Here is a 23,433-nt window from a genome sequence, read left to right as displayed (position 1 = left end):
GCGGTTAAGCCCGCTTGCGCTTCACGTCAACGAGCGGGTGACGCTGGTTGACCAGTTCGACCAGCCGGCTGGCATCGACATGGGTGTAGATTTCGGTGGTGGCGATGTCGGCGTGACCCAGCATCGTCTGCAACGCGCGCAGATCAGCGCCGCCCGCCAGCAGGTGCGTCGCGAACGCATGGCGCAGGACGTGGGGGCTGACGCGGTCGGGCGGGATGCCGGCATCGGCGGAGAGCGCTTTCAGTAATTGATACAGCCGGATGCGCGACAAATGCCGCTTGCCGCCGGGGAACAGCCAGAGCGAGTCACGCGGCACCTGTTCGCGCCATTTGGCTACCGCCGCGCGCGCCCGATCGGAGATCGGCACCAGCCGCTCGCGCCCGCCCTTGCCACGCAGGATGAGGAACGGGCGGTCGGGGTGAATCGCGTTGCGCGGCAGCGAGACCAATTCCGATGCGCGCAAGCCCGAGCCGTAGAGCAGCTCGACCAAGGCCGACAGCCGCGCATCGAGCGGATCGGGCGGCATGCGCGCGGCGCGATCGGCAAGTGCGGCGAACAGTCGGTCGATATCGGCGTGGCTCAGTGTCTTGGGCAAGCGGCGGCGGGTGCCGGGGCGCGGCAAGGCAGCGCTGGGATCGGCGGCGCACAAGCCTTCTTCGACCAGAAACTGGTAAAAGCGGCGCAACGCCGCCGCCTTGCGCGCCACGGTGGATGCGGACAGCGGTGTCCAGCTTTCGGCGAGGCGGGCGATGGCATCGGCGTCAGCACTCGCCAGCCCGCCACCGAGCGCTGCCGAAGCGAGCGCGAGATCGGAGCGATAGGCAGCCACAGTGTTCGCCGCCGCGCCTGCCTGCGCCGCCATCATTTCGAGGAACCGCTCGATCAGCGCCGCGTCTTGCGCCGGCGCGCTCAAAGCCGGGTCAGCGCCTCGACCGCCATCAGTCGTGCGAGCCCATCCTGGCCGGTGCGGTGGAGCGCGGCGATCATATGGTAGAAAGCGGTGGGCGAAACGCCGTGCCAATCGCGCGTCTGCATGCCGATGCCGCACAGCAGCACCACCGTGCCAGGCTCGCGACGCTGCGCGGCACGGCCAAGCGCGCGCGTCCAGCTATTGGCGAGGCCGGTATCGACTTGCAGCGAAGGCGCAAGGCCGGCAACCGCGCCGCTATCAAGGCGGCCGAGCCCGGCGAGCGCCGCGAACAACATCGCGCTCTTGCGACCCGTGGGGTCGGTGCCGCGGCTTTGATACGCGGCGATGTCCGACCGACCCAGGCCGGCGCCATCGGGATCGGCGAGCGTCAGCAGCGCCCAGCCATCGCTGCCGAGCGTTACGGAAGTGCGCCAGCGCAGCGCCTGCGGCACATAGCCGCTGCTCAGCATCGCTGCGATCAGCCGGTCCTGATCGGCCGAGGCGCTGCCGGGCACGATCGTGGTGGCGGCGCGCGCGGTGAGCACGAGGCGAGCATAGCGGCTGGCCGCATCATGCGGCTCGTCCCACAGCCGGCGCATCGCCGTGAGGCGCGTGGCGGGATCGGGATCGGCATAAGCGCTGCGCACATCACGCGCGATGCCGGCAGCCGCGCTGCTCTGGTCCTCGCTTTCATCGACTTCGCCGAACAGATCGACCAGCGCCGCGCTCGACAACACGCCTTGCGCTGCGGCGAGTTCGGCGAAGGGCTCACGCGTCGCCGCATCGAGCATCGGCGCTTGCGCTTGCCACAGCCGTACGCGCGGATTGACCGTGGCGAACAGCGGATCGGGGATCAGCACGCCGCCCGCAATGGCGAGCCCATAGCGCCAGGCAGTGAGTTGCTTGACCCCATCCCACTCGATCGTCACCGCCTGGCGGCCTTGCGCGCCGGTGCCCATGATCTTCTGGGCGAGCAGCAGATCGATGCCGGTGGCGGTGCCGCGGCGGCGCGCCGCATCGAGCTTCTGGCCGGCATCATCGGGATGGCCGGCGAGCCCCGCGCAAAAGGCCTGCGCGAGCACCCAGGCACGATCGGGCGCGATGTCGCGCGCCGCATCCGCGACCGGACACAGGGCCGCCGGATCGCCCGCCGCCAGCCCTGCCTGCAGCGTCGCTTCGTAAAGCTTGGGCGTGAAATTGGCGGTATCGACATGCTGGGTGATCGCGCGCGCGACGATCGGCTCGCCCATGCGGACGAGCAGCCAGGCGCGTTCCGCCGCGAAATCGGCGCCGTCCAGGTCGGCGGGCGTGGTCAGGTCTGACGCCAAGGTACGGCGCAGCCCGATCGACAGCCAGCGCGAGGCAATGGGCGCATCGAGCCGCTCCATCAGCCGATCGAGATAGCGGCCGCTGGTGTGGCCGAACGCGTTCAGCGGCTGGCCGCCGTCGCGCGGGCCGATCAGGCCGATATGCGCGGTCGTGCGCTTGGCGAAATCGGGCATTTCCGCGCGCGCCAGCCCGGCGGCGTCAAGCGTGGGCGTAACATCGCCATCAGGCGCGATGGCCGCCGCCGTGCTGTTGCCAAGCTCCTCCCCGCTGGGCAGCGCGGGGCCGGGCAGCAAATTGGTCGGCGCGGGCGCGCTGGATGTCGGGCTGGCGCTTGGTGTCGGCGTCGGTTGCGGCTCGTTGAAGCCCGGCGGCAGAATCGATTCGGGCGCGTGTTGCTGGCCCAGCGCCGGCAGCGCGACCCCAAGCAGGACCGCCGCCGACGCGGCGAGCGCGACCTTATTTCTTGAGATCGGCAAGCGACACGGCCTTTTCGATATGGACCAGCGGCCGCTCACCGCCGCGCAAGCCCAGCGCGATCAATCCGCCCAGGATCAGCACCACCACCGTCCCCAACACCAGCAAGCCACGCGACATCGTCATTCCCGCCTAGATTTGGCCAGCGCCCCGCCTGAATCGGTCGCGGCGCGCGTGCCTTTTGCCCGAGGCGCATCCCCCATGTATAGCCCCCGCCGTCATGTTTCAGAAACACAGCCCGCGCGCCCGCTGGCACGGCAAGCCGATCGTGCTCGTCGGGCTGATGGGGGTCGGCAAATCGACGGTGGGGAGAAGGCTCGCGGCCAAGCTGGGGCTGCCCTTTGTCGACGCCGATACCGAGATCGAAATCGCCGCCGGCATGGCGATTTCGGAAATCTTCGCGCGGTTCGGCGAAGCGCATTTTCGCGATGGTGAGCGCCGCGTCATTGCCCGGCTGATCGACGGCTCGCCCAAAGTGATCGCAACCGGCGGCGGCGCGTTCATCAATGACGAGACGCGCGCGCTGATCCTCGATCAGGCGATCGCGGTGTGGCTCAATGCCTCCAACGATATTCTCGCCGAGCGCGTGAAGCGCCGCGACACGCGACCGCTGCTCAAGGATCGCGACGCGCGCGAAGTGCTTGACGAGCTTGCCCGCATCCGCAACCCGATCTACGCGCAAGCGCCGATCCATGTCGGCAGCCACCGCGCGCCGCATGACGCGACCGTCAACGCCATCTTGAAAGCCCTGCCGCGATGATCATCGACGTAGCGCTCGGCGAGCGCAGCTATCCGATCAGGGTCGAGCATGGCTTGCTCGCGCGCGCGGGCGAGCATCTCGCGCGGTTCGCGCGGGGCCGTCCGGTAGTGATTGCCACCGACAGCAATGTGAGCACGCATCTCGCGACGCTGCGGGCCGCGCTGGAGGGCGCCGGCATCGCCAGCGAAGCGATCGTGCTGTCGCCGGGCGAGGCCAGCAAGAGCTGGACGACGCTGGAGCTGCTGTGCGACCGGCTGCTCGACCTTGGCGTCGAGCGCGGCGACCATATCGTGGCGCTCGGCGGCGGGGTGATCGGCGATCTGGTCGGTTTTGCTGCCTCGATCCTGAAACGCGGCTGCGGCTTCGTCCAGGTGCCGACGACATTGCTCGCGCAGGTCGACAGCTCGGTCGGCGGCAAGACTGCGATCAACGTGCGCGCCGGCAAGAATTTGATCGGCGCCTTTTACCAGCCGAACCTCGTGCTGATCGACCCCGCCACGCTCGACACACTGCCGATGCGCGAGCGCCGCGCGGGCTATGCCGAGGTGATCAAATACGGGCTGATCGACGACGCCGATTTCTTCGCCTGGTGCGAGGCCCATGGCGGCGCGGTACTGGCCGGCGACGCGCAGGCGCTGGTGAAGGCGATCGGCCATTCGGTGGCCGCCAAGGCGCGGATCGTCGCGGCGGACGAGCGCGAGACGGCGGGGGTGCGGGCGCTGCTCAATCTGGGTCACACCTTTGGCCATGCGCTGGAGGCGGAAACGGGGTTTTCCGACGCCTTGCTCCACGGCGAGGCGGTGGCGGCGGGGATGGCGCTGGCGTTCGGCTATTCGGCGCGGGCGGGATTGTGCTCAGCCGATGATGCCGCGCGCGTCGCCGCGCATCTCCGCGCGGTTGGGCTGCCCGATGGGCTGAAAGCGGCCGGCATCACCGCATCGGGCGCCGCGCTGGTCGAGCATATGCGCCACGACAAGAAGATGAACGCCGGCACCCTGCCCTTCCTGCTCGTCCGCGGCATCGGCCAGACGTTCCTCAACAAATCGGTCGACTTGGCCGATGTCGCCGCTTTCCTCGACGAGCAACCGCGCTGATGCCCAACGGCGTCCACAAGCGCGATCTGCCGAGCAAGACCTGCCCGGTCTGCCAGCGCCCCTTCACCTGGCGCAAGAAATGGGCGCGGGATTGGGAGAATGTCGTTTATTGCTCGGACAAGTGCCGGGGCGCGGGGCGGTAAGGTTAGACACGCCACCCTCTGACGAACCCACTTCCCCGGCGAAGGCCGGGGCCCAGCTGCCGAGGTCATCGAACAGCGTCCCGCACGGCTCAACCAGGCTTATTGCAGCTGGGCCCCGGCCTTCGCCGGGGAAGCAGCCCCTGTTGAGTGAGGTAAGTCAGGAACAGCGCGGCGTTGCTGACGCCTTGCGCAGCGCAACGGTCGCTAGCTGCGCCTGAGCAGGATCAAGGCCAACGACCCGTCGACTTGCGCATCGCGACAAGCGCGCCGGCGATAAGCACCAGCGACAAGCCAATACCGAACCCGCTCCAGAAGTGGCGCGGCAGACCGAACAATCCGGTACCGCCATCCGCGCCGACCCGGCCAAGCCCCAGGGCAATGCCGGGGATCATCGCTGCGAATGCCCCGAGCAGGGCGGCCTTGCGACGATTATCGGTCATGGCTCCGCTCCCGATGGTCTAAGAAACCTGAGGACCACCTTGGTAGATCACGGGAATCAGATACTCAAGCTTGCACCGCCCGCCACGCTAGCCACAGCCACCCGACAATCAGCAGCACACCACCGATCGGCGTCACCGCTCCCAGCCAGCGTGGCAGGCCGAGCGCCATCAGGTACAGTGTGCCGGCGAAAATCGCGCCGCCGAGCACGAAGCACCACCCCGCGCCTAGGCTGCGCATCTGGACCGCAACCAGCGCCGCAACGGCATGGACCAGCTGATAATGCCCGCCGGTCTTCAGCCATTCCGCCGCCTCACCGCTCGCGCCATGCGCGCCGAACGCGCCCGCGCCGACGGCGAGCGCGCCCGACAGCACCGCGAGCAACACCAGCAAATTCATCCCGCCTCCTGCTCGATATCGTCGGCCTGGCCCGCATAGAGCCGCTCAAGAATTTCACGGCCGGCATAAATATCGCCGGCCTGCTTTTGCAGGTGCAGCCGCTCGAGGTCGTTCTTGCGATACTGCGCTTCGCTCTTGGCGATTTCGGTCTCGTCGACGCCAACCGACGCCATCGCGCGCCGCGCCATTACGATCGCGCTTTCAAACACCTCGCGCACCACGCCCTCGACCGGCGCGCCGCGCATTTTGACGATATGGCGCCGATCAAAGGCACGCGCGAAAATCGTCGCTTGCGGGAACATTTCGTGGATCGCGGTCAGCATCTCGGTATCGAGCGTGTCGCCATCCTGGCAGAACAGCAGCAATTGCGCGTCCGAAGCGCCGGCCTGGCGCAGCAAGTCGATACGCGTGCCGTCACCATAATAGACCTTGGCGCCGAAAGTGCCGGCGACCTGGATCATTTCGACATCAAGGTCGATCAGCGTGACCGTCATCCCCTGGCCGATCAGCATCTGCGCCACCGTCTGGCCGAAGCGGCCATAGCCGACGACGATCGCGCTGGCGCCATCGGCATGCGGCGTCGCCAGCCCCTCGGCGCTGGGCTCGGGCTCGGCGCGGAAGCGGCGGGTAAAGCGCATCAGGAACGGCGTCGTCGCCATCGACAGCGTGACGACCGCGCCGAACAGGCTGGCGACCTTGGGATCGATCAGCAGCGCCTGCTCGGCCTGGGTGAAGATGACGAAGCCGAACTCGCCGCCCTGGCTGAGCAGCAAGCCGAGCGCGAGGGCGCCGCGCCAGCGCATCTTGAGCAGCAAGCCGATGCCGCCGATCACCGCCGTCTTGGCGACGATCAGCATCACCGCCATGCCGAGCACGAACAACGGCCGCTCGGCGACGGCGTTCAGATCGAGCTTCATGCCGACCGCGAGAAAGAACAGCCCGAGCAGGATCGAGCGGAACGGATCGACATCGGCCTCGAGCTCGTGGCGATAGGGGCTGTCAGCAAGGGTAACGCCGGCCACGAACGCGCCGAGCGCGGTGGACAGCCCCAGGCTGTGCATGATCGCCGCCGAGGCGATCACCGTGAACAGGCCGGCGAATACGAACATCTCGCGCTCGCCGAGATTGCCGATCAGCTGGAACAGCGGCCGCACGAGGAAACGCCCGGCGAGGAAGAGCCCGACGACGGCGAGGATGGTGTAGATGCCGAGCAGCCAACCCGGCGGCGCGTCAGGAGGCGCGGGCGCGCGGCTGAGCGCGGCGACGATCGTGATCATCGGCACGATCGACAGATCCTGGAAGAGCAGGATGGCGAAGGCGCGTTCGCCGAACGGGGTGCGCAGGCGGCCGGCCGATTGCAGCATCGGCAGCACCTGCGCGGTGGAGGACAGCGCGAGCGGCATCGCCAGCGCAAGCGCGGCCGCCCAGGAAAAGCCCGTCGGCAGCATCAGCGCGGCGAGCACGACGCCGCACGCGACCACTTGCAGCGTGCCGACGCCCAGAATGTCGCGCCGCATCGCCCAGAGCCGCGTCGGGCTCAGCTCCAGCCCGACGAGGAACAGCAGCAGCGTGATGCCAAGCTCGGCAATGCCCATTTTCTGCTCGGCATCGCCGACCATTCCCAGCACATGCGGCCCGACGACGATGCCGGCGATCAGATAGCCGAGGGTCGCGCCGAGCCCGAGCTTGCGGAACACCAGCACAAAGGCAAGCGCGAAGCCGAGCAGCAGCACGGCATCGCGCAACGTCGCGCCGTTCACGCGGCGGCCTTGCGGTGGTCGAGCGCGATGGCGGCGGCTTCGGCGCCGGCCTCGAAGGCGAGACGGATCGAGGCGTGGCGGGCGCTGTGCGGGATGGCGGGGGTGAAGATGGCGATGCCAGGCCAATCGGGCTCGGCGCCGTCGCCCGCCAGCCACGCGGTCAGCGCGTCGCGGGCAGTGGCGAGTTCATCGGGCGAGCGGCCGACGGCGTGCTGCGCGAACAGAGTCGACGATGCCTGGCCCAGTGCGCACGCCCGCACCAGCATGCCGATATCGGCGACGCGCCCCTCGCTATCCAGCACCACATCCACCGTCACGCGGCTACCGCAAACCGGCGAGCGCTTTTCGACCGTCGCCATCGGCGCATCGAGCCGGTGCGTCGGCGTGGCGGCGGCAAGGCGCAGGATTTCCGTGTTATAGAGCGGCGCGGTCATCGTGCGCCTATCTAGGCACGATCCCGGCAAAGCGCGAGGGGGCCTGTCGGGGGTAGTCGCGCCTATCGATCGGCGCTGTTGGCAGGCTCGGCGCCGTTGTCGGCATGGCCGAACACCGGATCGCCCCGCCGCCGCCGCTCGACGATATCGGCGATGCTCGCGCTGGTGGCGTTGAGGACCGGGTAGGTCCGCGATTTGACGATCCAGTCGGGCCGGCGATTGGGGCCGCCGGTCACGGTGTCGGTCACCAGCACGATCAGCAGGAAGAGCAGGCTAGCGAAGATCAGCCCCTTCAGCCCGCCGAAACCGAAGCCGAGCGCGCGGTCGACCGGGCCGAGCACCGAGGTGCGGGTGCGATCCCCCACTGCCCGGGCAACCGCCCGCCCGCCGAAATACGTCCCGCCCGCGATGATCGCAAAGGCCAGCACCGCCGAGCCGGCGACCGTGCCGACCATGCCGGTCAGCATATGCGTGACCGGTGCGTGCAGCAGCTTCAGCGCGAAGACGATGAAAATCCAGACGACGAGCGACAGCACTTCAGTCACAAAGCCGCGCATCAGCCCCATCACCGCGCCGCCACCGACGAGCAGCAGCACAACGATATCAAGCGCGGTCAGGCCCATCAGCGAATACCCCGGGTAGCGAGGCGAAACGGCTAGCCCCGCCCGAGCAAATGGTCAACGAGCGTGCCCAGCGTGCGGAAGCCCGTCAGCCGCATCGCACCCGGCTCGGCGCCGGCACTGGCGGGGACCAAAGCACGTTCGAATCCCAGCTTGGCGGCTTCCTTCAGGCGCAGCGCGGCGTGCGCGACGGGCCGCACTTCGCCCGACAGCGCGACTTCGCCAAACGCCACCGCATCCGCCGGCACCGGCCGCTCGCTCAGCGCTGACACTAACGCGGCTGCCACCGCCAGGTCCGCCGCCGGATCGGCGACGCGATAGCCGCCCGCGACGTTGAGATAGACCTCGCATGCCGAAAAGCTGAGCCCGCAGCGCGCCTCCAGCACCGCCAGGATCATCGCCAGCCGCCCCGAGTCCCAGCCGACCACGGCACGACGCGGCGTTGCCCCGCTCGCCAGCCGCACCACCAGCGCCTGGATTTCGACGAGTACCGGCCGCGTCCCTTCGAGCGCGGGGAACACGACCGTCCCGGTCACGCCCTCATCACGCTGAGTCAGGAACAGCGCGGAGGGGTTGGCAACCTCGGCCAATCCACCCGCTTCCATCGCGAACACGCCGATCTCGTCGGTGCCGCCGAAGCGATTCTTGATCGCGCGCAGGATGCGATATTGGTGGCTGCGCTCGCCTTCGAAGCTCAGCACGGTGTCGACCATATGCTCGAGTACGCGCGGGCCGGCGATGCTGCCATCCTTGGTCACATGGCCGACCAGCACCAGCGCGGTGCCGCGCTCCTTGGCGAAGCGGATCAGCTCCTGGGCGGAGGCGCGCACCTGGCTCACCGTGCCTGGCGCGCCTTCGATCAGGTCCGAATGCATCGTCTGGATCGAATCGATCACGAGCAGGCGCGGCGCGGCGCCTTGGCCGAGCGTGGTCAGAATATCGCGCACCGATGTCGCCGCCGCGAGCTGCACCGGCGCGGTGCCAAGCCCCAGCCGTTGCGCGCGCAGCCGCACCTGATCGGCAGCTTCCTCGCCCGACACATAAGCGACGGCGTGCCCGGCGAGCGCCATCCGCGCTGCCGCTTGCAAAAGCAGGGTCGACTTGCCGATGCCGGGATCACCGCCGATCAGCGTCGCCGATCCTTCGACGAACCCGCCGCCCAGCGCGCGGTCGAGCTCCGCCACGCCCGATGCGAGCCGCGCCGGCAGCGCGACATCCTCGTCGAGCGCGACCAGCGCGATCGCGCGACCGCCGCCTTGCAGATTATGCTTGGCGGCAAAGGGCGTTACGACCCCGCCGGCTTCCTCGATCAGCGTGTTCCAGTCGCCACAATCGGCGCACTGCCCCGCCCAGCGGTGGCTGACGGAGCCGCATGCCTGGCAGACATAACGCTTCTGGGGTTTCGCCATGGCAGGGAGCTAGCAGAGTAGGAACGATAGGGGAACAGATTTCCGTGTTTTCGCAAAAGCTGTCCTGTTTGATATGCTCGTCATTCCCGCGCAGGCGGGAATCCATTCTGGCTGGCGTTGAATAGCTTTAAGACGTTTAGCGATAATGGATCCCCGCCTCCGCGGGGATGACGATCCGTTACGGGAGGCGAGAGCCTAACGCCGCGGCGGCGAGTTCAGGCCCTTTTGCACTGCCGGCCGCGCCAGCCCGCGTGCCAGCCACGCCTTCACATTGGCGAAGTCATCAAACCCGACCAATTCGCCATTGCCATAGAAATTGACGAGGGCGTTGACCCAGCCGAGCATCGAGATGTCGGCGATCGAATAATCGCCGAGGAACCAGTCCTTGCCCGCCAGCGCCTTGTCCATCACGCCGAGCAGCCGTTTTGTTTCGGCAAGATAACGGTCGCGCGGGCGCTTGTCTTCCCACTGGCCGCCGGCGAATTTGGTGAAGAAGCCGAGCTGGCCGAACATCGGGCCGACACCGCCCATCTGGAACATCACCCATTGGATCGCCTGATACCGGCCGGCGGGATCGGACGGAATCAATTTGCCGGTCTTGTCGGCCAGATAGAGCAGGATCGCGCCCGATTCGAACAAGCCGATCGGCTGGCCGCCGGGGCCATCAGGGTCGATGATCGTGGGGATTTTGCCGTTCGGATTGAGCGACAGGAATGCCGGATCCTGCGTCTCGTTGGCCATGATGTTGACGAAATGCGGTTCGTACGGAAGCCCGATCTCTTCGAGCAAGATCGACACCTTCACGCCATTGGGCGTCGGCACCGAATAGAGCTGCAATCGATCCGGATGCGCCGCAGGCCAGCGCTGGGTAATCGGGAACGCGGAAAGATCGGCCATGGCGGGGCTCCTTGCGAGATAGGGTAACACGCGGGAGATAGGCATTGCGCTTGCCACCCGCTATGGGCGGCAGCGATGGAGCCTTCCCAACTGCGCGTCGCCCTGTTCAGCGGCAATTATAATTACGTCCGCGACGGCGCGAACCAGGCCCTCAATCTGTTGGTCGGGCATTTGCTGGGCGCGGGCGTGACGATGCGCGTCTATTCGCCGACCACGGCCAAGCCGGCGTTTCCGCCGGTGGGCGATCTGGTCGATGTGCCGGCGATCGCCGTGCCGTTTCGCCCGGATTACCGCCTTGGGCTCGGCTTGCCGCGCCGGCCGCGCGAGGATGTCGAGGCGTATCGGCCCGATATCGTTCATCTCTCGGCGCCCGATATTCTCGGCCACCGCGCGATCAAATGGGCGAAAAGGCACGGCATTCCGACGATCGCGTCGCTGCATACGCGGTTCGAGACCTATCCGGCGTTTTACGGCCTGGGTTTCCTGGAAAAGCCGGCGATCCGCATCTCGACGCGCTTTTACAACAGCGTCGACAAGGTGCTGGTGCCGAGCCCGAGCATGGGCGATCTGCTGCGCCAATGGGGGGTGACGACGCCGATCGGCATCTGGTCGCGCGGCATCGACCATGATCGCTTCAATCCGTCGCGCCGCGATCTCGAATGGCGGCGGTCGCTCGGCATCGGCGACGACGAGGTAGCGGTCAGCTTTCTCGGCCGGCTCGTGCTGGAAAAGGGCCTGGGGATTTTTGCCGACGTCGTGGCGGCGCTGAAGGCACGTGGCGTGCCGCACAAGGTACTGGTCGTGGGCGAAGGGCCGGCGCGCAGCTGGTTCGCCGAGCGCGTGCCCGATGCCGTGTTCACCGGCTTCCTGTCGGGCAACGACCTTGGCCGCGCGGTCGCGAGCATGGACGTGTTCTTCATGCCGAGCACAACCGAGACGTTCGGCAACGTGACCACCGAAGCGATGGCCGCTGGCGTGCCGGTCGTCGCTGCCCGCGCGACGGGATCAGTCGATCTGGTCGATGACGGCGTGACCGGCTTTCTGGTGCCGCCGACAGATGTGACCGCTTATGCCGACGCCATTCAGCGGTTGATCGAGGATCCGGCGCTGCGCACGGCAGCGGGCCGGGCGGGCCATGTGGCCGCCCAGCCCTATGTGTGGGACAAGGTCAACGCCGCCGTGCTCGACGAATATCTCGCGCTGATGGCGAGCCGAGCCGGGTAGAAATCCTCCCCATTCATGGGGACGACCCGACCCATCATCCCATCTCCAACGTCATCCCCGCGAAGGCGGGGATCCATTGGCACCGGACGTGGTAAATCCCATTGACGTAAGCCCGAATGGATTCCCGCCTGCGCGGGCATGACGAGTTCGTGGAGACAGCCGGGAGTTAACCCAACCGCTCGATCTTCTGCGCGGCTTCGTCGATCAGCGCGACGATGTTGTGGAGCTGATCGTCGGCAAGTTCGCCTTGCGAAAACTTGTTCCACAAGACCGTGCGCAGATTGTGCATCGCGCGCCGCACTGACGTGGCATCGGTACGCTTGCGCGCCGCACCCAGCTCGGTCAGCCGCGCAAACAGCGCCTCGACTTCCTCGGCACGCTCGGCAAGATGCTGGCGGCCGGCTTCGGTCGCGGCGAACTGCTTCTTGGCGCCCTCCGACTTGCTGTCCTCGATCAGGCCCATATCGTCGAGCAGGGTCAGCGTCGGGTAAACGACGCCGGGGCTCGGCGCATAGGCACCGCCGGTCAGGCTCTCGATCTCGCGGATCAGGTCATAGCCGTGGCGCGGCGTGTCGGCGATCAGCTTGAGCAGGATGAGCCGCAGCTCGCTGCCATCGAACATGCGGCGGCGACCGCCACGCCCGCCAGGGCCGGGCTGGCCCGCTTCCCAACGAACTTCAAACGGGCCCCAGCGACGCGAGCCGCCGTGCATGCCCTTGGGACCGCAGCCATGGCTGCGATACGTGTAAAACATGATGTGTTCTCCGTGTTTCATGATGCAGCGAAGATATATCTTGAAAAGCTCGATGCAAGGTAGGGCTGCAAATATTTTTCGCGGGCCCTATCTTGACCCTGATGGCCGATCTGTTCGCCGCTGACCCTGAACCCGCGACTGCCGCCGCCGCCAATGCGCCGCTTGCCGACCGGTTGCGGCCGGCGACGCTCGACGAGGTCGTCGGCCAATCGCATTTGACCGGCCCGGACGGCGCGATTGGGCGGATGGTTGCGGCAGGCCGGCTCTCCTCGATCATCCTGTGGGGGCCGCCCGGCACCGGCAAGACGACGATCGCGCGGTTGCTCGCCGATGCGGTGGGGTTGCGCTTCGCGGCGATTTCGGCGGTGTTCTCCGGTGTCGCCGACCTCAAGAAGGCATTCGCCGAAGCGAAAGAGCATGCCCGTGTCGGCAAGCGCACGCTGTTATTCGTCGACGAAATCCACCGTTTTAATCGCGCCCAGCAGGATGGCTTCCTGCCCTTCGTCGAGGATGGCACGGTGACGCTGGTCGGCGCGACCACCGAAAATCCGAGCTTTGAGCTCAACGCGGCGTTGCTCAGCCGCGCTCAGGTGCTGATCCTCCACCGGCTCGACGCCGCCGCGCTCGGGCAGCTGCTCGATCGCGCCGAGGCCGAGATGGGCCGCCCCCTCCCCCTCACTCCCGATGCGCGCGACGCGCTGATCGCGAGCGCCGATGGCGATGGCCGCTTTCTGCTCAATCAGGCCGAGACGCTGTTCTCGGTGAGCTTCGACGCGCCGCTCGACCCTGCTGCGCTCGGCCAGTTCCTCCAGCGCCGCGTCGCGGTCTACGACAAGGATCGCGAGGGGCATTACAACCTGATCTCCGCACTGCATAAATCTCTGCGCGGATCAGACCCGCAAGCCGCGCTTTATTATCTGGCGCGGATGCTCGTGGCGGGCGAGGAACCGCTTTACGTGTTGCGACGGATCACTCGCTTTGCCAGCGAGGATATCGGCCTCGCCGACCCGCAAGCTTTGGTGCAATGCTTGGCGGCCAAGGACGCCTATGAATTTCTCGGCTCGCCCGAAGGCGAACTCGCGATCGTCCAGGCGTGCCTTTATTGCGCGACCGCGCCCAAATCGAACGCCGCTTATGCCGCGCAGAAAGCCGCGTGGAAATCGGCGCGGGAGACCGGATCGCTGATGCCGCCCGCCCACATCCTCAACGCGCCGACGCGGCTGATGAAGGACATCGGCTATGGCAAGGGCTATGCCTATGACCATGAAGCCAGCGACGGCTTTTCCGGTGCGGATTATTGGCCCGAGGGCATGGCGCCCGCGACCTTTTACGCGCCCGTCGATCGCGGTTTCGAACGCAAGATTGCCGAAAGGCTGGCCTATTGGGACGATCTGCGCGCGCAGCGGCGGGAGGAAGCGTGATGTTAGGTTGGGATGACGCGGTCGCCTTTGCGCTGTCGCTGCGGGATACGGAAGCGGGTCAGCATTATGGCCAGCCGGCGGTCAAGGTCGCGTCGAACGGTCGCGCCTTTCTGAACGTCGGGCATGAGGCGGACACGTCGTTCGTGTTGGCGATCGACCTCGACACGGTCGAACTGCTCAAGGAAACCGACCCGGTGACCTTCTGGCAATCGGCTCACTATGAAGGCTGGCCGGCGGTGCTGGTCCGCTACGACAGCCCCGACCCTGATCGCGTCCGCGCGATGATCGAGCGATCCCGCGACTGGACCGCCGCCAAACCCAAGGCACGGCCGCGCAAGAAAGCGTGACGCATTTCGAACATTTCGCCGCGATCGACTGGTCGGGCGCGGTCGGCGAGCGACAGCGCGGGATTGCCGTGGCGATCTGCTCGCGCGGGGCGGCGGCGCCGAAACTGGTGCGACCGGGGCATGTGTGGAGCCGGGCCGAAGTGCTCGACTGGCTGCTGCGGGAGATGCCGGCGAGGACGCTCGTCGGGCTCGATCTCGGTCCCGCCCTGCCTATTGCGGATGCCGGCGCCTATTTCCCGCAATGGTCGGCGAGCCCGGCCGACGCGCGCAAGCTATGGGCGCTGGTCGAGCGGATCTGCGCCACCGATCCACACCTCGGCGCCACGAGCTTCGTCGACCATCCCGATGCCGCGCGCCATTTTCGCCGCCATGGCGACCGGCGCGGCGATCTCTATCCCGCCGGCCCCGGCCGCTTTCGCGAGACCGAGCTGGCCCAGCGCGCGCAGGGCCTCAATCCTTACAGCAATTTCAACCTCGTCGGCGCGGCGCAAGTCGGCAAGTCGAGCCTGACCGGGATGCGCGTGCTCCATCGCGCGCAAAACCATCTGCGGATCTGGCCGTTCGATCCGCTACCGAGGACGGGCTCGCTAATCGTCGAAATCTACACCAGCATCGCCGCGCTCGCTGCCGGGCGCGCCAAGGGCCGCACCAAGATGACGACGGTCGAAGCGCTCAACGCCGCGCTCGCCGCGCCCGCCATCGGCAGCTTGGCCATCCCCGGCAGCGGCCCGATCGACGACCATAAGAGCGACGCGATCCTCACCGCCGCCTGGTTGCGCGCCGTCGCCGACACGCCCGCCTTATGGTCGCCCGCCGCGCTTACGCCCCACCTCGCGCAAACGGAGGGCTGGACCTTCGGCTGCGTCTGACGCATGGAAGCGCCGCACCAGGCAGGCCGGTTTAGCTCAGCTGGTAGAGCAGCGGTTTTGTAAACCGAAGGTCGCGGGTTCGATTCCTGCAACCGGCACCACCCTGGCTTTGACCAGATCAGGGCGCCGTGCAGGTATAGGCGTTGGACCCGGTCGATGCGCTGTTATTCTTCTTGCAGAATTGCGTGGCGATCGTTGTCAGCGCAGCGGCAACGAATTGCTTGCCGCCGCTTTCAGAAACAACGGTGTAATAGTGGCTGTGGTTGTTGAAGGTGCTTGTCAGGGACGAGACCTGGCCGGAAAGCGCCGACACCTGCCCTGCCGTATCGAACCCCCGCACTGTTGTGCTCTTGAGCCCGATCTGCAGGTCGCCGATCAATTGCTGCTGCTTCTGCAGCTGCGCCGTCAATGTCGCGATCTGCTGATGGTCCTGCGCGACCTGCGCCGACAACGTGCCGACCTGGCGCTGGACATCGGCCAGCGTCACCGGTTCCACCTGCACCGGCACCAGACGAACAGGCCTGACGCTCGTCACTTGGCCCAAGCCGACACCCGCCATGGTCACACCCGCTGCCACGGCCCCGATCAATGCTAACCGCATAAGTCCCTCCCTTACAAAAGCCCAGGGAAGGATGCGCCAATGCGGGACGGAGTCAATCGTCACCGGCCTGCCGATATGCGGGCTTGCGCAGACCCTGCGCCGGGGTTCATCTGGTGCGATGATCAGGCTGCAATTTCCACTACCGGCACCGACAGCGCGATGATCCGCGAGAAGGAATTGCGCCTCGCGCTGGTTTGCTATGGCGGCATCAGTCTCGCCGTTTATATGCATGGCATCACCAAGGAAATCTGGCGCTTGGCCCGGGCAAGCCGCGCGTTTCTTGATGGCGAAACGCCCGCCAGCGGCAGCCAGGGGGTTTATCGCGCGCTGCTGCAGGAAATGGAACGCGCCCAGGGCACCCGTGTGCGCGTGCTGGTCGACATCATTGCGGGCGCGAGCGCGGGCGGCATCAACGGCGTGTTTCTGGCGCAAGCGGTCGCGACCGGCCAGTCGCTCGAACCGCTGACCAATTTGTGGCTCGAGTCGGCGGATGTCGAAGCGCTGCTCGATCCGGGGCAAGCGCCCAATCGCTTCGACAAATTATGGGCGGTGCCGCTCGCCTGGGGCGCGGCGGCGCGGGCGGACGCGCGCATCGCCAGCATTCCCGAGCCCGCCATCCGCGCCGAGATGCGCAGCAAATTCTCGCACTTCGTCCGCTCGCGCTGGTTCGAGCCCCCCTTTGGCGGCAAGCGTTTCTCGCACCTGATGCTCGACGCGTTCGATGCGATGGCCAAAGCCGAGCGCGGGCCGCGTCTGCTGCCCCCCGGCCAGCCGCTCGACCTGTTCGTGACGGTCACCGATTTCCACGGCTATCCCGAGATGCTGACGATCAACTCGCCCGGCCAGGTGCTCGAGACCGAGCACCGGCTGATCTTTCCGTTCAGCGATGGCGGCCTGCCTTGTGACACGCTGGCGCACACCGGCGAGCTGACCTTCGCGGCGCGCGCGACCTCCAGCTTCCCGGGCGCCTTCCCGCCGCTGACGGTTGCCGAGCTCGACGCGGTGCTCGCCGAGCGCAACGTCGCGTGGCCGGGGCGCGAAGCGTTCCTTCGCCACGCCATGCCGCGCCAATATGCACAGGGCATCGCCGAAAAAGCCGTGTTGATCGATGGATCGGTGCTCGCCAACGCGCCGTTCGGCCCGGCGATCGAGGCATTGCGCGAGCGCCCTGCCCGCCGCCAGATCGACCGGCGCTTCGTCTATATCGATCCCTTCCCGAGCGCGCATTTCCGCCCCGCGAGCGGATCCGGCGTGCCGAGTTTCTTCCAGACCATCGTCGGTGCCGCGTCCGAATTGCCGCGCCAGCAGCCGATCAGCGACAATCTTGCCGCGATTACGACGAAATCGACGCGGATCGAGCGGATGCGCGCGGTGATTGCCGGTTTGCGACCGGAAGTGGAGCGGCAAGTCGAGGCGCTGTTCGGCTACACGTTGTTCCTCGATCACCCGACCGTCGCGCGCCTCGCGGCCTGGCGCCGGCGTGCGCAACAGGCGGCGGCAACCAAGGCCGGCTATGGCTATGCCGCTTACGGCCACCTGAAGCTGACCGAAGTGATCGACATGATCGCCGATCTGCTCGCGCACGCCGCGCAAATGCCCGACGGTTCCGAGCGCGACCGCATCCGCGCGCATGTCGTGGCGGCGGTTCATGCCGGCGGTGCCGACGCGATGCAGCCGACCTTTGCGGGCGGCGCCCGGCCCGAGACGATCGATTTCCTCCGCTCATTCGATCTTGGTTTCCGCATCCGCCGCCTGCGCCTGCTCGCGCGCCGCTTGACCGAGATCGAGGAGGATTATGCCGAGAAGGAATTGGCGCCGATCCGCGAGGCTGTTTACGGCTCGCTCGCGCGCTATCTGGAAGGCAAACGCACCGAAACCCACGCGCATCTGGGCCGCGACACGCGCGCACTGAGCGGCGATGCTACCCCGTTGCTCGAGAAGCTTGCCGGGTCGCTCAACCTGAAAGCGCTCGACGACGAGACCGAGGTTTTGCTGACCGAGGGCCTCGCCAAATTATCGCGCGACGTGCGGCGCACGATGCTGCTCACCTATCTAGGCTTTCCCTTTTACGACGTCGCGACATTGCCGCTCTTGCAAGGCGAAGGTCTTGACGAATTCGACCCGATCAAGGTCGACCGCATCGCGCCCGACGATGCCACTGCTATTCGCCCCGGCGGCGCGCAGGCGACGTTGAAAGGCATTCAATTCAACAGCTTCGGCGCGTTCTTCAGCCGGGCTTATCGTGAGAATGATTATCTCTGGGGCCGGCTCCACGGCGCCGACCGGTTGATCGACATCGTCATGTCGACGCTGCCGCCAAGTGGCCGGTTGAAGCCGGCGCGCATCGCCGCGCTGAAGCGCGACATTTTCCTCGCCATCCTTGACGAGGAAGAGGAAAAGCTGCCCCGCATCGGGCCCTTGTTCGCGGCGCTGCGGCAGGAGATTGGCTGAAAGGCTGGCAAATCGCGGCGGGTGCGGTAGAAAGCGCCGATAACGACGGGGAGCACGGCGATGCAGTTTCTGAAAACGCTGTTCTGGGCGTTGCTGGTCGTCATCATTACGGTGTTCGCGATCGGCAACTGGACGTCGGTGCCGATCCGGCTGTGGGGTGGGCTGATCGCCGACGTCAATCTGCCGCTGCTGCTGGTGCTGACATTCCTCGCCGGGCTGTTCCCGGTGCTGCTCTATCACCACGCGGTGCGCTGGCGGCTGACCTCGCGCCTCAACGCCGCCGAGCGGACAGTGGCTGAATTGCGCGATGCCGCAACGGCAATGACCAAGACGCCGGAAAGCGCGCCGATGCCGCCGCTGCCGCCTGCCCCGCCCCTCGCAAGCGAGGCGCCATGACCAACCGCATCTTCGTCGCGCTCGACACGCCCGATATCGAGCGCGCCAAGCTGATCGCGACGCGGGTGCGCCATCATGTCGGCGGCATCAAGCTCGGCCTTGAATTCTTCATGGCGAATGGCCGCCACGGCGTGATGGAAATGCACGCGCTCGGCTTGCCGATCTTCCTCGACCTCAAGCTCCACGACATTCCCAACACCGTCGGCAAGGCGATCCAGGCGCTGCGCGGCCTCGATCCGGCGATCCTGACGGTGCACGCCGCTGGTGGCCGCGCGATGCTGGAGGACGCAAAGGCAGCCGCGCCCGTCGGCACCAAGGTCGTTGCGGTGACAATGCTGACCAGCCTCGACCAAAGCGACATGGTTTCGATCGGCCTCCAACCCGATCCGCACGAGCAAGTGCTGCGGCTGGCGGAGCTGGCGCAATCCGCAGGCGTCGACGGCATCGTCTGCTCGGGCGAGGAAGTGGCTGCGGCGCACAAGGCCTGGCCCAAGGGTTTCCTCGTTGTCCCTGGCGTCCGCCCCGGAGATGGCCATGTCGGCGACCAGAAGCGCGTCGTCACGCCCCGTGCGGCGATCGACGCCGGCGCGTCGATCATCGTCGTCGGCCGGCCGATCACCCAGGCAAGCGACCCCGACCAGGCCGCCCGCGCGATCGGCGCGACGCTGTAAAGCGCGCCATCGCGCTTCCTTACCGATCTTTCATCGACGGGATTGAGCGCTATAGGGCAATGCGTGTCCCAAACCGTTGCCAAGATTTGCGGCCTGTCGACCGTCGACACCGTTGATGCTGCCATCAGCGGCGGCGCGCGCCATATCGGCCTCAATTTCTATGCCCCCTCCCCGCGCGCGATCGGGATGGAGCAGGCAGCGGCGCTTGCCGCGCGCATTCCCGATACGGTCGGGCGGGTTGGCGTTTATGTCGATCCTGATGAAGCGTTGGTCGACGCCAGCGTCGCAGCCGGCCGATTGACGGCGCTGCAGTTCCACAAGACCACGCCTGAGCGCGCCGCGGCGATCCGGGCACGCACCGGGCTGCCGATCTGGGCAGTCGTGGCGGTAAAGACGCGGGCCGATCTCGATCAGGCGCGCGCGTTTGCCGGGGCAGCGGATTTCATCCTGTACGACGCCAAGACCCCCGACACCGCCGCGCTGCCCGGCGGCATGGGGGTGCGGTTCGACTGGGGGGTGCTCGACGGCTTCCAATCGCCGCTGCCCTGGGGCCTGTCAGGCGGGCTGACGCCGGACAATGTCGGCGATGCGATCCGCCAGACGCGGGCACCGCTGGTCGATGTGTCATCGGGCGTGGAAAGCGCGCCCGGCATCAAGGATGTGGACAAGATCGCCGCGTTCCTTAAAGCCGTGAGCCGATCATGAACGCACCCAATTCCTTCCGCGCCCAGCCTGACGATCGTGGGCATTTCGGCCAGTTTGGCGGCCGCTACGTCGCCGAGACGCTCATGCCGCTCATCCTCGACCTCGAGCGCCATTACCGCGCCGCCCAGGCCGACCCCGCTTTCCAGGCCGAATTCGACGACCTGCTCGAACATTATGTCGGCCGCCCCAGCCCGCTTTACTACGCCGAACGGCTGACGGACGAATTGCGCAAGGACGTGGCCGAGGGCCCAAATGGTCAAAAGGGCGGCGCGCAAATCTGGTTCAAACGCGACGAACTCAACCACACCGGCGCGCACAAGATCAACAATTGCATCGGCCAGATCCTCCTCGCCCGTCGCATGGGCAAGACGCGGATCATCGCCGAGACGGGCGCGGGCCAGCATGGCGTCGCCACCGCCACCGTCTGCGCGCGGTTCGGCCTGCCGTGCGTCATCTATATGGGCGCCAAGGACATCGAGCGGCAGCAGCCCAATGTGTTCCGCATGCGGCTGCTCGGCGCCGAGGTCCGCCCGGTGACGAGCGGCTCGGCGAGCCTGAAGGACGCGATGAACGAGGGGCTGCGCGATTGGGTCGCGAATGTCCATGACACTTTCTACATCATCGGCACGGCGGCTGGGCCGCATCCTTACCCCGAGCTGGTGCGCGACTTCCAAAGCGTGATCGGGCGCGAGGCGCGGGCGCAGATGCTGGCGCGGACGGGGCGGCTGCCCGATCTGCTGGTCGCGGCGATCGGCGGCGGGTCGAACGCGATCGGGTTGTTCCACCCCTTCCTCGACGATGCGGACGTGAAGATGCTCGGCGTCGAGGCGGCTGGCGAAGGGCTCGACCGCAAGCACGCCGCGAGCTTGGCAGGCGGCTTCCCCGGCGTGCTCCACGGCAACAAGACCTATCTGCTGCAGGACGACGACGGCCAGATCACCGAGGCGCATTCGATCTCGGCAGGCCTCGATTATCCCGGCATCGGACCGGAACATGCGTGGCTGCGCGACATCGGCCGCGTGGAATATACCAGCGTGACCGATGGCGAGGCGCTAGATGCGTTTCAGCTGCTGTGTCGCACCGAGGGCATCATCCCGGCGCTGGAGCCGAGCCACGCGATCGCGGCGGTGGCCAAGGTCGCGCCGACGATGCCGAGAGACGCGATCATCCTGGCGAACCTGTGCGGGCGTGGGGACAAGGACATCTTCACCGTCGCCGAGGCGCTGGGGACGGCGATCTAATAGCCCTCTCCCCTTCAGGGGAGAGGGTTGGGAGAGGGGCAGTGCGCGATGCAAAACTGACCGGCTTCGCCCGCAACAATCGCAAAGCTCTGACGGAGCCAGAAACCAGGCTATGGTTGGCACTTCGCGCCAAACGCTTCGAAAAAGTCAAATTTCGCCGTCAAAAAGTCGTCGGACCTTACATCGTCGATTTTGCCTCCCGCGGCCCAATGCTTGTTGTCGAGGTTGACGGCGACAGCCACGCAGATCAGGAGCGTTATGACGACGAGCGGACGCGCTATCTGGAACTTCAGGGATATCGAGTGATCAGATTTACCAATCGGGAAGTGATGGAGAACTTGGAAGGCGTGTTGACAGCGATTGCCCTGGCAGGCGCTTGCGGGAAGTCCCCTCTCCCAACCCTCTCCCCTGAAGGGGAGAGGGCTTGATGACGCGCTTCTCATCTGCATTCGCTAAACGCCACCCCGCCCTCGTCACCTTCGTCACCGCAGGCGACGGCCCCACGCCCGCCATTCTTGACGCCCTCGTCGAGTCCGGCGCCGACATCATCGAGCTCGGCATGCCGTTTACCGATCCGATGGCGGATGGCCCGGCGATCCAGGCAGCCAACATCCGCAGCCTGAGCGCCGGCACGACAACCGCCGACATCCTGAACATCGCCGCCAATTTCCGCGCGCGCCATCCGCACGTCCCGCTTGTCCTAATGGGCTATGCCAACCCGATGCTCCGCCGGGGTGCGGATTGGTTCGCCGCCGCCGCTGCCAAGGCGGGCATCGACGGCGTCATCTGCGTCGATGTGCCGCCCGAGGAGGACGATCAGCTCGGCCCCGCGCTCCGCGCCGCCGGCGTCGCCCCCATCCGCCTCGCCACGCCGACCACCGATGCGGCGCGCTTGCCCGCCGTGCTCGATGGCGCGAGCGGCTTTCTCTATTACGTCTCGGTCGCGGGCATCACCGGCAAGCAGCAGGCGGCGCAAGCCTCGATCGAGCATTCCGTCGCGCGCCTGAAAGCCGCGACCGACTTGCCCGTCGCGGTCGGCTTCGGCGTCCGCACGCCCGAACAAGCCGAAGCCATCGCCCGCGTCGCCGATGGCGTCGTCGTCGGCTCGGCGATCGTCGACTTGATCGGCCTGCACGGCGCCGATGCGCCCGCCGCGATCAAACCCTATATCCAATCGTTGAAAGCGGCCGTGTCCGCCGCGCGCAAGGAACCCGCATGAGCTGGCTCAGCAACGTCCGCAACGCCCTGTCCTTCGTCGTCCCGAAGAAGGATACGCCCGACAATCTCTGGCACAAGTGCAAGGGCTGCGGGCAGATGATCTTCGTGAAGGAGCTGGAGGACAACCTCCATGTCTGCCCCAATTGCAGCCATCATGAGCGAATCGGCGCGGCGTTGCGCTTCTCCTACACCTTTGACGATGGGCGCTACACCGAGCTGCCATCGCCCAAGGTTGCTGAAGACCCGCTGAAGTTTCGCGATTCGAAACGCTACACTGACCGCATCAAGGCGGCGCGGACCGACACCGGGCGTGGCGATGCGCTGATCAACGCGCGGGGCACCATTGGTGGCAAGCGCGCGGTGGTCGGCGTGCAGGATTTCGCCTTCATGGGCGGATCGATGGGCCTGGCGGTGGGCGAGGCGTTCGTGGCGGGGGTTGAGGCCGCGATTGCCGACAAATGCCCTTATATCATCTTCACGGCGGCCGGCGGCGCGCGGATGCAGGAAGGTATCCTCTCGCTGATGCAGATGCCGCGCGCGACGGTCGCGATCCGCATGCTGCACGATGCCGGCCTGCCTTATATCGTCGTGCTGACCGACCCGACGACGGGCGGCGTGACGGCGAGTTACGCAATGCTGGGCGACATCCAGATCGCCGAGCCCAATGCGCTGATCGGCTTTGCCGGCCAGCGCGTGATCGAGCAGACGATCCGCGAAAAACTGCCCGAGGGCTTTCAGCGCGCCGAATATCTGCTCGAGCACGGCATGATCGACATGGTGAAGCCGCGCGCCGAGCTGCCCGCAACGCTGGCGCAGATCATCGATTATCTGGGCGCGAAACGGGCGGCGTGAAGTCTCCCTCTCCCCT

General features: G+C 66.8%; 27 protein-coding genes and 1 tRNA gene. 16 read left to right on the top strand and 12 right to left on the bottom strand.

Annotation, left to right across the window (positions count from 1 at the left end):
• Positions 1-4 precede the first annotated feature (4 nt).
• From ACLB0R_RS14390 to ACLB0R_RS14380, 3 genes are read right to left on the bottom strand one after another with little or no spacing between them, the layout of a single operon-like run.
• Positions 5-913: a tyrosine recombinase gene (locus tag ACLB0R_RS14390; protein WP_416644045.1), complete on the bottom strand. Its 909-nt coding sequence runs from the start codon at positions 911-913 to the stop codon at positions 5-7.
• Positions 910-2,715 (bottom strand): hypothetical protein, encoded by a 1,806-nt coding sequence (locus ACLB0R_RS14385; protein WP_416644044.1) that lies wholly within the window; start codon positions 2,713-2,715, stop codon positions 910-912. Before ACLB0R_RS14385 ends, ACLB0R_RS14390 begins: the two co-directional genes overlap by 4 nt.
• Positions 2,696-2,839, bottom strand: coding sequence for a hypothetical protein (locus ACLB0R_RS14380; RefSeq protein ID WP_416644043.1), 144 nt, complete (start codon positions 2,837-2,839; stop codon positions 2,696-2,698). Before ACLB0R_RS14380 ends, ACLB0R_RS14385 begins: the two co-directional genes overlap by 20 nt.
• 94 nt (positions 2,840-2,933) lie before the next feature.
• Here ACLB0R_RS14380 and ACLB0R_RS14375 point away from each other — a divergent pair, with 94 nt between their 5' ends.
• Genes ACLB0R_RS14375 through ACLB0R_RS14365 form a run of 3 tightly spaced genes read left to right on the top strand, consistent with a single transcriptional unit; the run spans position 2,934 to position 4,710 of the window.
• A complete protein-coding gene (locus tag ACLB0R_RS14375) occupies positions 2,934-3,473 on the top strand; it encodes a shikimate kinase (protein ID WP_416644042.1) in 540 nt (179 codons plus the stop codon).
• Positions 3,470-4,567 (top strand): 3-dehydroquinate synthase, encoded by a 1,098-nt coding sequence (gene aroB, locus ACLB0R_RS14370; RefSeq protein WP_416644041.1) that lies wholly within the window; start codon positions 3,470-3,472, stop codon positions 4,565-4,567. Before ACLB0R_RS14375 ends, aroB begins: the two co-directional genes overlap by 4 nt.
• Positions 4,567-4,710 carry a DUF2256 domain-containing protein gene (locus tag ACLB0R_RS14365; protein WP_416644040.1) on the top strand — a complete coding sequence of 48 codons (144 nt, stop codon included), beginning with the start codon at positions 4,567-4,569 and terminating at the stop codon, positions 4,708-4,710. Before aroB ends, ACLB0R_RS14365 begins: the two co-directional genes overlap by 1 nt.
• Positions 4,711-4,934: 224 nt before the next feature.
• On the opposite strand, the gene ACLB0R_RS14360 is transcribed toward ACLB0R_RS14365, so the two are convergent.
• The 7 genes from ACLB0R_RS14360 to ACLB0R_RS14330 form a co-directional block, all read right to left on the bottom strand.
• Entirely contained in the window at positions 4,935-5,150 is a 216-nt protein-coding gene (locus ACLB0R_RS14360; RefSeq protein ID WP_416644039.1) for a hypothetical protein, read from the bottom strand.
• A gap of 64 nt (positions 5,151-5,214) precedes the next feature.
• Positions 5,215-5,547: a DUF423 domain-containing protein gene (locus ACLB0R_RS14355; protein WP_416644038.1), complete on the bottom strand. Its 333-nt coding sequence runs from the start codon at positions 5,545-5,547 to the stop codon at positions 5,215-5,217.
• On the bottom strand, positions 5,544-7,307 hold the full coding sequence (locus ACLB0R_RS14350; RefSeq protein WP_416644037.1) for a cation:proton antiporter domain-containing protein: 1,764 nt from the start codon (positions 7,305-7,307) through the stop codon (positions 5,544-5,546). Before ACLB0R_RS14350 ends, ACLB0R_RS14355 begins: the two co-directional genes overlap by 4 nt.
• The gene (locus ACLB0R_RS14345; RefSeq protein ID WP_416644036.1) at positions 7,304-7,741 is read right to left on the bottom strand and encodes an iron-sulfur cluster assembly scaffold protein; all 438 of its coding nucleotides are present in this window, start codon (positions 7,739-7,741) and stop codon (positions 7,304-7,306) included. The genes ACLB0R_RS14350 and ACLB0R_RS14345 overlap by 4 nt, the downstream gene beginning before the upstream one ends.
• Positions 7,742-7,803: 62 nt before the next feature.
• Positions 7,804-8,364, bottom strand: coding sequence for a CvpA family protein (locus tag ACLB0R_RS14340; RefSeq protein ID WP_416644035.1), 561 nt, complete (start codon positions 8,362-8,364; stop codon positions 7,804-7,806).
• Between the two features lie 32 nt (positions 8,365-8,396).
• Positions 8,397-9,770, bottom strand: a complete 1,374-nt coding sequence (gene radA, locus ACLB0R_RS14335; RefSeq protein WP_416644034.1) for a DNA repair protein RadA — start codon at positions 9,768-9,770, stop codon at positions 8,397-8,399.
• Positions 9,771-9,965: 195 nt separating this feature from the next.
• A complete protein-coding gene (locus tag ACLB0R_RS14330; protein WP_416644033.1) occupies positions 9,966-10,667 on the bottom strand; it encodes a glutathione S-transferase family protein in 702 nt (233 codons plus the stop codon).
• A 75-nt stretch (positions 10,668-10,742) separates the two neighbouring features.
• Here ACLB0R_RS14330 and ACLB0R_RS14325 point away from each other — a divergent pair, with 75 nt between their 5' ends.
• Entirely contained in the window at positions 10,743-11,891 is a 1,149-nt protein-coding gene (locus ACLB0R_RS14325; protein ID WP_416644032.1) for a glycosyltransferase family 4 protein, read from the top strand.
• A 166-nt stretch (positions 11,892-12,057) separates the two neighbouring features.
• Here the strand turns inward: ACLB0R_RS14325 and ACLB0R_RS14320 are convergent, their stop codons facing one another.
• The gene (locus ACLB0R_RS14320; protein ID WP_416644031.1) at positions 12,058-12,645 is read right to left on the bottom strand and encodes a PadR family transcriptional regulator; all 588 of its coding nucleotides are present in this window, start codon (positions 12,643-12,645) and stop codon (positions 12,058-12,060) included.
• A gap of 101 nt (positions 12,646-12,746) precedes the next feature.
• On the opposite strand from ACLB0R_RS14320, the gene ACLB0R_RS14315 reads away from it, so the two are divergent.
• The 4 genes from ACLB0R_RS14315 (at position 12,747) to ACLB0R_RS14300 (ending at position 15,383) form a co-directional block, all read left to right on the top strand.
• A complete protein-coding gene (locus ACLB0R_RS14315) occupies positions 12,747-14,066 on the top strand; it encodes a replication-associated recombination protein A (protein ID WP_416644387.1) in 1,320 nt (439 codons plus the stop codon).
• On the top strand, positions 14,066-14,413 hold the full coding sequence (locus tag ACLB0R_RS14310; RefSeq protein WP_416644030.1) for a hypothetical protein: 348 nt from the start codon (positions 14,066-14,068) through the stop codon (positions 14,411-14,413). The genes ACLB0R_RS14315 and ACLB0R_RS14310 overlap by 1 nt, the downstream gene beginning before the upstream one ends.
• Positions 14,410-15,282 carry a hypothetical protein gene (locus ACLB0R_RS14305; protein WP_416644029.1) on the top strand — a complete coding sequence of 291 codons (873 nt, stop codon included), beginning with the start codon at positions 14,410-14,412 and terminating at the stop codon, positions 15,280-15,282. Before ACLB0R_RS14310 ends, ACLB0R_RS14305 begins: the two co-directional genes overlap by 4 nt.
• A gap of 25 nt (positions 15,283-15,307) precedes the next feature.
• A tRNA-Thr gene (locus tag ACLB0R_RS14300) sits at positions 15,308-15,383 on the top strand.
• A 17-nt stretch (positions 15,384-15,400) separates the two neighbouring features.
• Here ACLB0R_RS14300 and ACLB0R_RS14295 read toward each other — a convergent pair.
• Complete coding sequence (locus tag ACLB0R_RS14295; protein ID WP_416644028.1) at positions 15,401-15,883, bottom strand: hypothetical protein; 483 nt, start codon at positions 15,881-15,883, stop codon at positions 15,401-15,403.
• Positions 15,884-16,042: 159 nt separating this feature from the next.
• Between ACLB0R_RS14295 and ACLB0R_RS14290 the strand changes: the two genes are divergently transcribed.
• The 8 genes from ACLB0R_RS14290 (at position 16,043) to accD (ending at position 23,417) form a co-directional block, all read left to right on the top strand.
• Positions 16,043-18,334 carry a patatin-like protein gene (locus ACLB0R_RS14290; protein ID WP_416644386.1) on the top strand — a complete coding sequence of 764 codons (2,292 nt, stop codon included), beginning with the start codon at positions 16,043-16,045 and terminating at the stop codon, positions 18,332-18,334.
• 60 nt (positions 18,335-18,394) lie between these two features.
• Positions 18,395-18,730, top strand: coding sequence for a hypothetical protein (locus ACLB0R_RS14285; protein WP_416644027.1), 336 nt, complete (start codon positions 18,395-18,397; stop codon positions 18,728-18,730).
• Positions 18,727-19,401: an orotidine-5'-phosphate decarboxylase gene (pyrF, locus tag ACLB0R_RS14280; RefSeq protein ID WP_416644026.1), complete on the top strand. Its 675-nt coding sequence runs from the start codon at positions 18,727-18,729 to the stop codon at positions 19,399-19,401. The genes ACLB0R_RS14285 and pyrF overlap by 4 nt, the downstream gene beginning before the upstream one ends.
• A 63-nt stretch (positions 19,402-19,464) precedes the next feature.
• Entirely contained in the window at positions 19,465-20,106 is a 642-nt protein-coding gene (locus ACLB0R_RS14275; RefSeq protein ID WP_416644025.1) for a phosphoribosylanthranilate isomerase, read from the top strand.
• The gene (gene trpB / locus ACLB0R_RS14270) at positions 20,103-21,347 is read left to right on the top strand and encodes a tryptophan synthase subunit beta (protein WP_416644024.1); all 1,245 of its coding nucleotides are present in this window, start codon (positions 20,103-20,105) and stop codon (positions 21,345-21,347) included. Before ACLB0R_RS14275 ends, trpB begins: the two co-directional genes overlap by 4 nt.
• Before the next feature lie 41 nt (positions 21,348-21,388).
• Positions 21,389-21,775 (top strand): endonuclease domain-containing protein, encoded by a 387-nt coding sequence (locus ACLB0R_RS14265; protein ID WP_416644023.1) that lies wholly within the window; start codon positions 21,389-21,391, stop codon positions 21,773-21,775.
• Positions 21,775-22,566, top strand: a complete 792-nt coding sequence (trpA, locus tag ACLB0R_RS14260; RefSeq protein ID WP_416644022.1) for a tryptophan synthase subunit alpha — start codon at positions 21,775-21,777, stop codon at positions 22,564-22,566. The genes ACLB0R_RS14265 and trpA overlap by 1 nt, the downstream gene beginning before the upstream one ends.
• Positions 22,563-23,417: an acetyl-CoA carboxylase, carboxyltransferase subunit beta gene (gene accD / locus ACLB0R_RS14255; protein WP_416644021.1), complete on the top strand. Its 855-nt coding sequence runs from the start codon at positions 22,563-22,565 to the stop codon at positions 23,415-23,417. The genes trpA and accD overlap by 4 nt, the downstream gene beginning before the upstream one ends.
• Positions 23,418-23,433 lie beyond the last annotated feature (16 nt).

Origin of the sequence: Sphingomonas sp. GlSt437, from assembly GCF_048015635.2 — a bacterium.
In the GTDB taxonomy this organism is placed as follows: Bacteria; Pseudomonadota; Alphaproteobacteria; order Sphingomonadales; family Sphingomonadaceae; genus Sphingomonas.
Note: the sequence above shows the minus strand (reverse complement) of the source record. Positions and strands in the feature narration are given on the sequence as shown.

Excerpts from the sequence above, each read along its gene's own strand:
- ACLB0R_RS14320 (WP_416644031.1), bottom strand. The coding sequence starts at position 12,645 with ATGTTTTACACGTATCGCAGCCATGGCTGCGGTCCCAAGGGCATGCAC.
- ACLB0R_RS14380 (WP_416644043.1), bottom strand. The coding sequence starts at position 2,839 with ATGACGATGTCGCGTGGCTTGCTGGTGTTGGGGACGGTGGTGGTGCTG.
- ACLB0R_RS14285 (WP_416644027.1), top strand. The coding sequence starts at position 18,395 with ATGCAGTTTCTGAAAACGCTGTTCTGGGCGTTGCTGGTCGTCATCATT.
- ACLB0R_RS14330 (WP_416644033.1), bottom strand. The coding sequence starts at position 10,667 with ATGGCCGATCTTTCCGCGTTCCCGATTACCCAGCGCTGGCCTGCGGCG.
- ACLB0R_RS14340 (WP_416644035.1), bottom strand. The coding sequence starts at position 8,364 with ATGGGCCTGACCGCGCTTGATATCGTTGTGCTGCTGCTCGTCGGTGGC.
- ACLB0R_RS14290 (WP_416644386.1), top strand. The coding sequence starts at position 16,043 with ATGATCCGCGAGAAGGAATTGCGCCTCGCGCTGGTTTGCTATGGCGGC.
- ACLB0R_RS14355 (WP_416644038.1), bottom strand. The coding sequence starts at position 5,547 with ATGAATTTGCTGGTGTTGCTCGCGGTGCTGTCGGGCGCGCTCGCCGTC.
- ACLB0R_RS14365 (WP_416644040.1), top strand. The coding sequence starts at position 4,567 with ATGCCCAACGGCGTCCACAAGCGCGATCTGCCGAGCAAGACCTGCCCG.
- trpA (WP_416644022.1), top strand. The coding sequence starts at position 21,775 with ATGACGCGCTTCTCATCTGCATTCGCTAAACGCCACCCCGCCCTCGTC.
- aroB (WP_416644041.1), top strand. The coding sequence starts at position 3,470 with ATGATCATCGACGTAGCGCTCGGCGAGCGCAGCTATCCGATCAGGGTC.
- radA (WP_416644034.1), bottom strand. The coding sequence starts at position 9,770 with ATGGCGAAACCCCAGAAGCGTTATGTCTGCCAGGCATGCGGCTCCGTC.
- ACLB0R_RS14310 (WP_416644030.1), top strand. The coding sequence starts at position 14,066 with ATGTTAGGTTGGGATGACGCGGTCGCCTTTGCGCTGTCGCTGCGGGAT.
- pyrF (WP_416644026.1), top strand. The coding sequence starts at position 18,727 with ATGACCAACCGCATCTTCGTCGCGCTCGACACGCCCGATATCGAGCGC.
- ACLB0R_RS14375 (WP_416644042.1), top strand. The coding sequence starts at position 2,934 with ATGTTTCAGAAACACAGCCCGCGCGCCCGCTGGCACGGCAAGCCGATC.
- trpB (WP_416644024.1), top strand. The coding sequence starts at position 20,103 with ATGAACGCACCCAATTCCTTCCGCGCCCAGCCTGACGATCGTGGGCAT.
- ACLB0R_RS14295 (WP_416644028.1), bottom strand. The coding sequence starts at position 15,883 with ATGCGGTTAGCATTGATCGGGGCCGTGGCAGCGGGTGTGACCATGGCG.
- ACLB0R_RS14325 (WP_416644032.1), top strand. The coding sequence starts at position 10,743 with ATGGAGCCTTCCCAACTGCGCGTCGCCCTGTTCAGCGGCAATTATAAT.
- accD (WP_416644021.1), top strand. The coding sequence starts at position 22,563 with ATGAGCTGGCTCAGCAACGTCCGCAACGCCCTGTCCTTCGTCGTCCCG.
- ACLB0R_RS14315 (WP_416644387.1), top strand. The coding sequence starts at position 12,747 with ATGGCCGATCTGTTCGCCGCTGACCCTGAACCCGCGACTGCCGCCGCC.
- ACLB0R_RS14345 (WP_416644036.1), bottom strand. The coding sequence starts at position 7,741 with ATGACCGCGCCGCTCTATAACACGGAAATCCTGCGCCTTGCCGCCGCC.
- ACLB0R_RS14360 (WP_416644039.1), bottom strand. The coding sequence starts at position 5,150 with ATGACCGATAATCGTCGCAAGGCCGCCCTGCTCGGGGCATTCGCAGCG.